Below are 10,372 nucleotides of genomic sequence, written 5' to 3'. Positions count from 1 at the left end.
CCGCGCACCCGAGGGGTGTGCGGCGGGCCCGTGCGCGGCCGGTGGCGGGCCGTCAGGCGCGCAGCGCGGCCGGGAGCACGGCGAGCAGCGCAGCGGCGAACGCCACCGCCAGGCAGACCGCCGCCCAGCGGGCGCAGACCCGGCGGCACTCGGCGCGGTAGCGGGCGGCCAGCTCGCGGCAGCGGCCGACGGCCCGGTCGACGACCTCCTCGGCGTACCGCAGCCGGTCGTCGGCGTAGGCGCGCTCCACCGCCTCCCGGTCGTCCTCGGGGAGCCAGGGGAAGCGGTCGGCGAAGGCCCGGGCGTCCCGCCCGGCCGCCGCGACCTCCGCCTCCCAGGCGAGGTAGCCCTCCAACCTCGCGATCTCCGCCCCGGTGTCCGCCACCGAGCGGACGTTCCGCGCCTTCGGCGGACGCTGCCTGCCACCCATGACCGCTCCCTCTGCCGTGCCGTCCCCGGCCTTCCCGACCTCCGCCCCCGGCGGATCGCTCCGCAAGCACGCCATCACTACCAGCGACCGTCCGGCATCCGGCCGCCGACTCGCCGGACCGCCGCGCACCGCCCCCGGGAGCCGCCCGGCCGGCAGGCAGCGCGCACCCGACCGCGCGCGCCGGGGCCGCTCCGGCGCACTGCGGAAGGCGCACCCGGCCGACCACTCCCCCGCGCCGCCATGGACACGCTCCGCACACACCCGTGTACCATCGGCGATCGAGGCGGCGCCCCTGCCCGGCGCCGGAGCGGCCCGCCGTCCCCGGCCCCGTCCGGGACGCGAACCAGGAGGTCAGCCATGCCCGACGCCGGTCGGTTCAGCGAGTCGGGCGAGCAGGGCTCGCGCGCGGTGATGGAGGCGGCGGCCGTCCTTGAGCGCGAGCTGGCCGCCGGACTCGCCGACGCCAGGGCCGCGACGGAGCGGCTGACCGGCGAGCACCGCGTCGACCAGGAGGAGTTCGACCGGCTGGTGCGCCGGGTCTCCGAGAACACCCACCAGCTCATCGACGCGGTCAGCGAGCGGGTGCTCGCCAGCACCACCGGCGAGGTCTCCGAACACACCCAGCGCCTCACCGCCAACGCCCACGACGTCGTCGACCTGCTGCTCGGCCTCGGCTCGCTCGTCCCCGGCCTCGCCAACCGCGGGCTGCAGGACGCCTTCGGACCGCAGCGCACCGCACGGCCGGGCGACGGCGCCGGCCCGACGCCCGGCGCGGCGCCCGGCGAACGGCCGGACGAGCGGCCGGACGAGCGGCCGCAGGGGTGAGCGCCCCGGCCGCGTCCCCCGCCCTCGGCGCGCCGCTGGTCGAGCACGTCCTGGCCCGCTACCGCGAGCGGACCGTCGCCGAACTCCTGCGCCACATCCCCGAGCAAAGCCCGCCGTACCTCTACGACCTGGCCGCCGACTACCCGACCCGCCCCTGCAAGGGCCTGCGCGGGGCGCTCTGCCTGGCCACCTGCGCGGCCTTCGGCGGGCGCTCCGAACGGGCCCTCAACCCGGCCGTCACCGTGGAGCTGTTCCACAACGCCTTCCTCGTCCACGACGACATCCAGGACGGCAGCGAGCTGCGCCGGGGCGCGCCCACCCTGCCCGCCCGGTACGGGGTCGAGGTCGCGCTGAACGTCGGCAACGCGATCAACCTGCTCGGGCTGCGCCGGGTGATGGCCAACCGGCGGGGGCTCGGCGGGGAGCTGGCCTGGCGGCTGTTCGAGGAGACCGAGCTGATGTGCCGCCAGTCACTGGAGGGCCAGGCGCTGGAGATCGGCTGGATCCGCGACAACGCCTGCGGGCTGACCGCCACCGACTACTACCGGATGTGCCTGAAGAAGACCTCCTGGTACACCTTCCTCTACCCGTGCCGCTCCGGCCTGCTGGTCGCCGAGGGCCCGGGCACCGACGCGAACCGGCTGGACCGGTTCGGCTGGTACCTGGGCGCCGCCTTCCAGATCCAGGACGACGTGCTCAACCTGACCGGGGCCGCCGAGGAGTACGGCAAAGAGATCGCCGGGGACCTCTGGGAGGGCAAGCGCACCCTGATGCTGATCCACCTGCTGGAGCGCGCCACCCCCGCCGAACGGGCCCGGGTGGTGCGCCATCTGAGCCTCACCCGGGCGCAGCGCGGCCCCGGGGCGGCGGCGGAGGTGGCCTGGCTGCTCGACCGGATGGCGGCGTACGACTGCGTGGCGAGCGCCCGGCAGGCGGCGGCCGGGCTGGTGGCGGCCGCCGGGCGGGAGGTCGGGGCGGTGCTGGCGGGGGCTCCCGAGCCGCCGGACGAGGAGGCGGCGCAGGCCCTGGCGTTCCTCGCCGCGCTGCCGGACTTCGTGGTGGCCCGCGGCCGTTGACCCTCCGTCCACTCCCCGCCCCGGACGATGTCACCCCGGTTGCGTAGGATCCGCGACACCGGTCCCGGAGACAGGGAACCGGCCGCGCGGCGCTCCGCGTCACCGGGGGTGACGTCGCACAGGTCGAGCTGGGGGTGGGGTGGCCGATGTCCCTACGGTCAGGTCTGCGGGAACTCGAACGGCTCGCCGGTCGGCTGCCGGCCGGCGCCGAGCTGTACCGGTTGCGCCCCGACGGCCGCGTGCTGCTCGCGGACCGGGACGGCGCCCGGGAGTTGGGACCGGAGTCGGCGCACGGTCCGGCCGGGGAGGAACTGCTCCGGTTCATCGACGAGGGCCAGTTCGCCCACTACCTGGTCGGCGACGCCAAGACCTCGCCGGAGCGGCCGTCGAACGCCACCTACAAGCTCGGCATCGTCGCGCCGCGCAGCGCCTTCACCCCCCACGCGCACGGCGGCGAGCACCTGGTGCTCAGCCTCGGCCACGCCGCCTGCGGCCTGTACGACGCCGAGCGCCGCCGGGTGGTGAACCTGCCGCTGACGCCCGGCCTGCTGATCCGGATACCCGAGCTGATGCCGCACTCCTTCGCCAACCGGGGCCGCGAACCGCTCAACATCCTGGCCGCCAACACCGGGTACGGCATCGACCACGAGGACTACGCGATCACCGCGGCCGAGGCCGAGCGCCGTTCGGAGGCCGAACTCGCCGAGGCGCTGCGGGCGGTGGAGCGCGGTCAGCGGATCGGGCAGGTCGGCCGGCGGGAGCGGCTCGCCGCGGGGCTGCGCAGGCTGGCGGCGGCGCTGGAGGAATCGGGCCGATGATCTGTCCGCACTGCGAGGCCCGGTTACGCGGCCGTGAACGCACCGGGCGGGTCTGCGGACGCTGCCGCAAGCCGTTCGCGCTGGAGCCGAAATCTACCCGGGGCCTGCACGACCTGCGGCTGCGGCGCACGGTGGAGCGGCTGGGCGACGGCGGCCGGGTCGTCCTGACGGTGGAGCAGCTGCGCTGGGCCTTCCACGAGCGGCGGCCGCCCGGGCCGGTGCCCCGCGAAAACCCGCCGGCGCGACCGAACCCGCCGAGGTTCGACCATCCGGTCGTCATCGCCGTCAACTTCGTCGTGGCTGCGGCGGCGATGACCGGTGTCTGCTACCTGCTCACCCTGTCGATCGGCCTGATCGTCTTCACGCTCCCCCTCGCCGCCATCGGCCTCATGGTGCTCCACGGGGCGGTGACCGAGCTGGTCCGGTGGTCCCGGCGGCACGGGCTGAGATCCGCCCACGAGCAGGCCGAACGGGCCTGGCAGGAACGGCGCAAACGCCTCAAGCAGCAGCAGGCCCAGTGGACCTCACCGCTCGGCAACGACTCCGCCTGGAACGCGGACATGTTCCGCAGCTCGGTCGTCGAGCGCTGGATCGCGGTCCACGGCGCGCTCCCGGAGGGCGTGGTCGAGGAGTCCGCCGTGCGGCCGGCCGAGCTGGACGGCCCGGCGGCGCTCGGCGTGCTCTGCCCGGATCGGACGGTCACCGCGTTCCTGCACGTCAACGGATTCCCCGCGCGGTACCGGGCGGTGCTTGCCGCCACGCCGGCCGAACTGCCGAAGGGCCTGCCGGTGATCGTCCTGCACGACGCCTCGCCGGCGGGCTGCCTGCTGGCCGGCGAGGCCCGCGCCGCGCGGCCGGACAGCACGGTGGTGGACGCCGGGCTGTCGGCGCGCACCGTCCTGGCGGCGGGCGGGCGGGCCGTCCAGCTGTACGAGCACCAGCTGCGCGAGCCGCTGAGGCGGCAACTGCGGCAGCTTCCCGCACTCACCGAGGCGGAGCGCGCCTGGTTCACCCGGGGCCTGTGGAGCCCGCTCGCCGCCCAACCGCCCCGCCGCGTCCTGGCGATGGCCGAGCGGGCCGCCGACCGGGCCCTGCGCCGCGATGTCGGATTCCTCAGCTGGCCGGTACCGGAGGTGCCGCGATGATCTGCCCGAACTGCTCGAAGGACCTGCTCCAGCGCCAGCGCCCCCGGCACCGCTGCTCCTACTGCCGCAAGGAGTTCGCACTCGACCCGAAGAGCGACGGCGTCGGCCTGCACGACGTACGGATCCGCAAGGTGATCGCGAAGCTCACCGACGAGGGCCGGCTGACCGTCACCAGCGGACAGCTCAACTACGCCCTGCAGCACCGCGGGCGGCCCCCGGTGAAGTTCCGCGGCAGCCGGAGCGACGCGGCGGCGCTGATCACCTTCGCGGTGATCGGCCTGGTGGTGGCCTTCATCCTGAGCGGCACCGGTTTCGGCAAGTGGATCCTGCTGGCCGCGCTCGTCATGATCGGCTTCGGCATCCGCAACTGGGCGCTGGCCGACTCCCCCGTGCCGGACACCTCGGTGAACTCGCGCTGGACCGAGGACCAGTTCCGCCGCACCGTGCTGGACCGCTGGCGGGCCGTCTACGGCGCCCTGCCGGCCGGGCTGGTGGAGGACGGGCTGGTGCAGCCCGGACCACTGCCCGCCGGCCCGGCGTTCGTCGTACTCTGCCCGGACCGGACGGTCGGCGCCTTCCTGCACGCCAACCGCTACCACGAGCGCCACCGCGCGCTGGTCGTCACCGATCCGCGCGCCGTCCCGGCGGGCCTGCCGCTGGTGGTCCTGCACGACGCCTCGCCGTACGGCCACCTGCGGGTCGCCGAGGCCCGGGCCGGGCGGCCCGGACTGCGGGTGCTGGACGCCGGGCTCTCGGTGCGCACCGTGCTGACCGACGAGCACAAGTACACGCTACTGCGCGACATCCACCGCCCGGCGGAGCTGGCGGCCCGGCTGGAGCGGGAGCTGCCCGAGCTGACCGCCGGCCAGCGCGACTGGTTCGCCGAGGGCTGGTGGACCCCGCTGGCGGCGCTGCCGCCCAAGCGGCTGCTGGCGCTCGCCGAGCGGGCCGCCGAGCGGATCACCGCGCCGCCGGCGCCCCGGGACCCGGCCGCCCTGCGGACCGGCCCGGTGCGCTCCCCGGCGGCGGGGCGGCCGGAGAGCCCGGTCGAGACCCGTCGGCGGGCGCTCGCCGTGGGCTTCATGACCTGGCCCGAGCCCGGGCCGGACGGCACGACCGAGGACGGCGGCCGCCCCGGCGGCACCGACCTCCGCAAAGGCCCCGCGTGACGGCGGGGACGACGAGAGGCAGGAACCCCATGACGCTGCGTCCGCTGCTGGACGGCGCGCTGACCGTCGCCGCCGCCCGGGCCGGGGCGCCCGGCGGGCTGCGGTACACCGAGCGCCAGCTCTACTACGAGCTGTGCCGGGTCCTCCAGCCGCTGCACGCCGGACCGCGCCGGATCCCGTACACGCTGGCGCCGCCCGTGCGGTACGCCCGGTTCGCCGCCGCGCTGGCCGCGCGCCACGACGAGCTGCCCGGCCTGCTGCCGGCGCCGCCCGCGCCGCGTCCGGTCGGCCCGGGGGCGGTCGGCCCGGGGGCCGCCGACGCGGCGGAGCCCGACCTCTACGACTACGGGCTGCCCCGGCTGCTGGTCTGCCAGAGCCGGGAGATCACCGCGATGCTGCTCGCCAACGACCTGCATCTGGAGGCCGCCTGTCCGATCGTCGCGGCCGGTGACCTGCCGCTGGACGAACGGCTGGTTGCGGCGCTGGAGCGGGCCGGGGGCGCCGTCGTGCACGTGCTGCACGACGCCAGTCCGTCGGGGCTGGCCTGCTTCGAGGAGGTCCGGGCGGCGTACCGGCCGGAGCCGGAGCCCGCGGCGGGACCGACGGCGGGACCGACGGCAGACCCGGCGCCGGGCGTCCGGGTGCGCTCGATGGGCCTGGTGCCCCGGCACGCCGCCACCCTGCACCTCACCTCCGGACGCGGCCCGCACGGATACCGGGGGCCGCTGCCCGCCGGGCTGCGCCCCGAGGAGCGGGCCTGGCTCGGCAGCGGTCGGACCATCGAACTGGCCGCCGTCGCCCCGGCCCGGCTGCTGCACACGGTGATCCGCCAGGTCCGCGGCGGCGGCACGGCCGGACCGCGCCGCACCCCGCTGCGCCGGCGCGTGCGCACCGCGCGCGGCAGCGGCTTCCTCAGCTGGCCGACCGGCTGAACCCGCACCCCCTCCCCGTCCCGTCCCGATCCGTGAGGACCCCGCACCCATGAGCAACGCACGCCACCTCGGCTACCGCGACGAACTGCTGGCGGACGGCCAAGTGCACCGCCGGTACGAGGACGGCCGCAGCGAGTGGCGCCGGCGCGGTACCGACCGGCAGATCCACTGGCACGACAGCCTCGGCCGCTCCGGCACCGACGAACCCCTCGGCCGCGACCTGGTCAAGCGGCGGTACGCGGACGGCGCCACCGAGTACGGCCGTGACATCGGCTACGGGCGCACCGTGTGGGGCGGCGGGCTGGTCACCCTGAACCGCAGCTCCTTCGGCGGGCGGCTCGGCGTGGTGGTCGGCGCCCTCGGCGTGGCGGGGGTCGCCGCGATCACCGCCGCGCAGCTGCCGCCGGACGAGCTGTCGGAGGCCGAGGAGGAGGAACTGCGGGCCGAGGCCCGGCGGCAGGCCTCCAGCGGCGGTGACGGGGGCGGCGACGTCTCCACGGGCGACGACGGCGACGACGGACACGACGGCCACCACGCGGACCCGGCCGCCGACGACGGGTCCGCCGACGACTTCGGCGACTGGAACGACTCCGACGACGGCTGGGACGGCGACGACTTCGGCTGAGCCGCCCCCGCCACCGGCCCGCCCGGCCTCCGCACCACCCCGGCCCCGCCCCGGCGGGCCGCCACTCGATCGAAAGGCACCGCGCCACCATGCCCCGCTGCTGCGCCTGCGCCGGCCCCGACGCCGACCGGGCCCGCACCCACCTCGCCGCCCTCACCGGCGCCCCCGCCCCCGACGGCGCGCAGGCCGCCCTGCTGCACGCCGAACCCGGCTTCGCGACCGGCCCGTTCACCGTCGACGGCACCACCGCCGTCGGCGAGGTCACCCTGCACAACCGCCCCGAGCTGCTCGCCGCCCTCGCCGCGGCCGGCTCCCCCGCTCCCGACGGCTGCCCCGACGGTGAGCTGCTGCTGCGGCTGTGGCGGCGGCTCGGCGCGGACGGCCTGCGGCGGGCCGACGGCATGTTCGCGCTCGCCGTCGTCGACGGCACCGACCTCGTCCTGATCCGCGACCACGCCGGCACCCGTACCCTGTTCTACGCCCGCGCCGACGGCTGCTGGGCCTCCTCCACCTCGCTGCGCGCCCTGCGCCACTGGCCCGCGCTCGGCACCGGCCTCAACCTGGCCGCCGTCCGCTCCTTCCTCACCTTCGCCTACCTGCCCGGCGAGGAGACCCTGCTGCGCGGCGTCCACGAGGCGCTGCCCGGCCGCGCGCTGCGTCTGGCCGCCGACGGGTCCGCCCGCCAGGAGCCGTTCTGGGAGCCCGCCGAGCGCCTGCCCGAGGGCGAGGCGCCGCCGGCCGAGGCGTACGCGCGGCAGCTGCGCGGGCTGCTCGAACAGGCCACCGCCCGGCGGCTGCCGGACGACGGTCCGGTCGGAGTGCTGCTGTCCGGCGGTGTCGACAGCTCGCTGGTCACCGCGCTCGCCGCCGGGCTGCACGACCACCCGGTGCACACCTACTCGATCAGCTTCGGCGACCGGCTGCCCAACGAGCTCGGGTACTCCGGTCTGGTCGCCGACCACTGCGGCACCCGGCACCGGATCCTCACCGTCTCCGGCGAGGAGGTCGCCGCCCGGCTCGCCGACACCGTCGCCCTGCTCGACAGCCCGGTCGGCGACCCGCTGACCGTCCCCAATCTGATGCTCGCCGAGGCCGTCGCCGCCGACGGGATCACCGTCTCGCTCAACGGCGAGGGCGGCGACCCGGTGTACGGCGGGCCGAAGAACCTGCCGATGCTGGTCCACGAGATGCACCGGGACGACCCGTCCCCCGAGGCGCGGGCCGAGGCCTACCTGCGGTCCTACCGCAAGTGCTACGAGGACCTGCCCCGGCTGCTCACCGCCGACGCCCTGCACGCCCTGGCCGGCGAACCGCGGCCGCACCGCTTCGTCGCCCCCTACCTGGCCCCGGGGCCGATGCGGGCGCTGCTCAACCAGCTGCTGCACTGCAACCTGCGCACCAAGGGTGCCCACCACATCCTCACCAAGGTCGAGCGGCTCACCGCCTCGCGCGGGGTGCAGGGCCGCTCACCGCTGTTCGACCGGCAGGTCGTCGACCACGCCTTCGCCACCCCGCCGACCCTCAAGCTGCGCGGCACGGTGGAGAAGTGGGTGCTCAAGGAGGCCGTGCGGGACCTGCTGCCCGCGGCCGTCGTCGACCGGCCCAAGAGCGGCATGCGGGTCCCGGTCCAGCAGTGGTTGCACGGCCCGCTGCGCGAGCTCTCCGGCGAGCTGCTGCTCGGACGCACCGCCCGTGAACGCGGGCTGGTCCGCCCGGACACCGTGCGCACCTGGATGCGCCGCGAGGGCACCCTGCTGCCCCGCCAGGGCGGCAAGCTCTGGCTGGTGCTCACCCTCGAACTCTGGCTGCGCTCCTACGATCTGTGACCCGCTCGCCCACGTCCCCTGCTGCCCCGGCCCGGGAGGCCCCGCCATGGCACCGTCCACCGCTTCCGCCACCGACTCCACCGCCGACCTCGCCACCGATTCCGCCGACGCACCCGAGCTCCACCTGACCGACCCGCGCACCGGTCACACCCGGGGCACGCTCGTCCCCGCCCGGGCCGGGCAGGTCGCCGCGACCGTCACCCGCGCCCGGGCCGCCGCCGCGCGCTGGCGCGTACTCACCCCGCGCGAGCGCGAGCGCCGCCTGGACGCGCTCGCCGACCTGATCGAGCGCCACCTCACCGAGTACACCGTGCTGGAGCAGGCCGGCACCGGGAAGCCCGAGGCGGAGGCCACCGCCGAGATACGCGAGGTCGCCGACCTGTTCCGGTTCTCCGCGGGCGCCGCGCGCACCGGCACCGCGCCGGCCGCCGGCCGCTACCTGCCCGGCCACGAGAGCTGGGTGCGCTGGGAGCCGGTCGGCGTGGTCGCCGCCGTCGTGCCGTGGAACTACCCGCTGCTGATGGCCGCCTGGCGCGCCGCCCCGGCACTCGCCGCCGGGAACGCCGTCGTGCTCAAGCCCGCCGAGACCACCCCCGACTCCGCGACGCTGCTCGCCGCCCACGCCGCCGAGGCGCTCGGCGAGGACGTGCTCACCGCCCTTCCCGGGGACCGCGAAACCGGCCGGCTGCTGGTCGCCGCCGCGGTGGACCTGATCGCCTTCACCGGCAGCGCGGCCGCCGGCGCCGACATCACCGCCCGGGCCGGGCACCGCCGGGTCAGCCTGGAACTCGGCGGCAACAGCCCGGTGCTGGTGCTGCCGGACGCCCCCGCGCACACCTGGTCCGCGCTCGCGGCGGCGTGCACCTACAACGCCGGGCAGAGCTGCGCCGCGCCCGCCCGGGTGATCACCCTCACCGAGCACTACGAGCGGACCGTCGAGGCCCTCGCCGCCGCGCTCGGCGAGCACGAGGCCGGCCGGGACTTCGGCCCGCTCAACAACCCCGGCCAGGCCGCCCGCTACGACCGGATCCTCGCCGCCTCGGGTGCCGAGCGCTCACTGCCCGCGCCCGGCCGCGCCGACGGCCTCTGGCGCCCGGCCCGGCTGCTCGCCGACCTCCCCGACGACGACCCGGCGGTGGTCGAGGAGGTGTTCGGCCCGCTGCTCACCGTCCAGCACGCCCCCACCGTCGACGCCGCGCTCGCCCTCGCCAACGCCGTGCCGCAGGCGCTCGGCGCGAGCGTCTGGACCGCCGACCTGTCCACCGCCCTGGACCTCACCGCGCGGCTGGACGCCGGCGAGACCTGGATCAACTGCCACCTCGTCCAGACCGCCGAACTCCCGCACGGTGGCCGCGGCGCCTCCGGCCAGGGCACCGACCTCTCCGTGCTGGCCCTGCACGAGTACCAGCGCCCCAAGACGGTGACCGCCCGGCTCTGAGAGGGTGTTCGATACCGTTTTAGGCTGCCGCGAGTGGTTTCGGGCGGAGGTATTGCCCGGTTCTGTCCGGGTTGGCGGTCAGGCGGCT

General features: G+C 76.4%; 10 protein-coding genes. 9 read left to right on the top strand and 1 reads right to left on the bottom strand.

The window, feature by feature from the left end; translation table 11 throughout:
* Positions 1-52: 52 nt before the first annotated feature.
* Positions 53-430, bottom strand: a complete 378-nt coding sequence (locus ACFVVU_RS38860) for a hypothetical protein (RefSeq protein ID WP_380683725.1) — start codon at positions 428-430, stop codon at positions 53-55.
* 357 nt (positions 431-787) lie between these two features.
* On the opposite strand from ACFVVU_RS38860, the gene ACFVVU_RS38855 reads away from it, so the two are divergent.
* The 9 genes from ACFVVU_RS38855 to ACFVVU_RS38815 all read left to right on the top strand — a co-directional run bounded on the left by ACFVVU_RS38855 (position 788) and on the right by ACFVVU_RS38815 (position 10,284).
* Positions 788-1,255: a hypothetical protein gene (locus ACFVVU_RS38855; RefSeq protein WP_380683724.1), complete on the top strand. Its 468-nt coding sequence runs from the start codon at positions 788-790 to the stop codon at positions 1,253-1,255.
* On the top strand, positions 1,252-2,331 hold the full coding sequence (locus ACFVVU_RS38850; RefSeq protein ID WP_387794562.1) for a polyprenyl synthetase family protein: 1,080 nt from the start codon (positions 1,252-1,254) through the stop codon (positions 2,329-2,331). The genes ACFVVU_RS38855 and ACFVVU_RS38850 overlap by 4 nt, the downstream gene beginning before the upstream one ends.
* Positions 2,332-2,477: 146 nt before the next feature.
* Positions 2,478-3,149, top strand: coding sequence for a cupin domain-containing protein (locus tag ACFVVU_RS38845; RefSeq protein WP_387794560.1), 672 nt, complete (start codon positions 2,478-2,480; stop codon positions 3,147-3,149).
* The gene (locus ACFVVU_RS38840) at positions 3,146-4,294 is read left to right on the top strand and encodes a hypothetical protein (protein ID WP_387794559.1); all 1,149 of its coding nucleotides are present in this window, start codon (positions 3,146-3,148) and stop codon (positions 4,292-4,294) included. Before ACFVVU_RS38845 ends, ACFVVU_RS38840 begins: the two co-directional genes overlap by 4 nt.
* Positions 4,291-5,463 carry a hypothetical protein gene (locus tag ACFVVU_RS38835; RefSeq protein WP_387794557.1) on the top strand — a complete coding sequence of 391 codons (1,173 nt, stop codon included), beginning with the start codon at positions 4,291-4,293 and terminating at the stop codon, positions 5,461-5,463. The genes ACFVVU_RS38840 and ACFVVU_RS38835 overlap by 4 nt, the downstream gene beginning before the upstream one ends.
* A 29-nt stretch (positions 5,464-5,492) precedes the next feature.
* Positions 5,493-6,395, top strand: coding sequence for a hypothetical protein (locus tag ACFVVU_RS38830; RefSeq protein WP_387794556.1), 903 nt, complete (start codon positions 5,493-5,495; stop codon positions 6,393-6,395).
* A 49-nt stretch (positions 6,396-6,444) separates the two neighbouring features.
* On the top strand, positions 6,445-7,020 hold the full coding sequence (locus tag ACFVVU_RS38825; RefSeq protein WP_380683718.1) for a hypothetical protein: 576 nt from the start codon (positions 6,445-6,447) through the stop codon (positions 7,018-7,020).
* Between the two features lie 89 nt (positions 7,021-7,109).
* Positions 7,110-8,846 (top strand): asparagine synthetase B family protein, encoded by a 1,737-nt coding sequence (locus ACFVVU_RS38820; protein ID WP_380683717.1) that lies wholly within the window; start codon positions 7,110-7,112, stop codon positions 8,844-8,846.
* 46 nt (positions 8,847-8,892) lie between these two features.
* Positions 8,893-10,284 carry an aldehyde dehydrogenase family protein gene (locus ACFVVU_RS38815; RefSeq protein WP_387794554.1) on the top strand — a complete coding sequence of 464 codons (1,392 nt, stop codon included), beginning with the start codon at positions 8,893-8,895 and terminating at the stop codon, positions 10,282-10,284.
* Positions 10,285-10,372: the final 88 nt, after the last annotated feature.

It is taken from the genome of Kitasatospora sp. NPDC057965 (assembly GCF_042887135.1).
Lineage (GTDB): Bacteria > Actinomycetota > Actinomycetes > Streptomycetales > Streptomycetaceae > Kitasatospora.
This window is presented reverse-complemented; position numbering and strand designations above follow the sequence as displayed.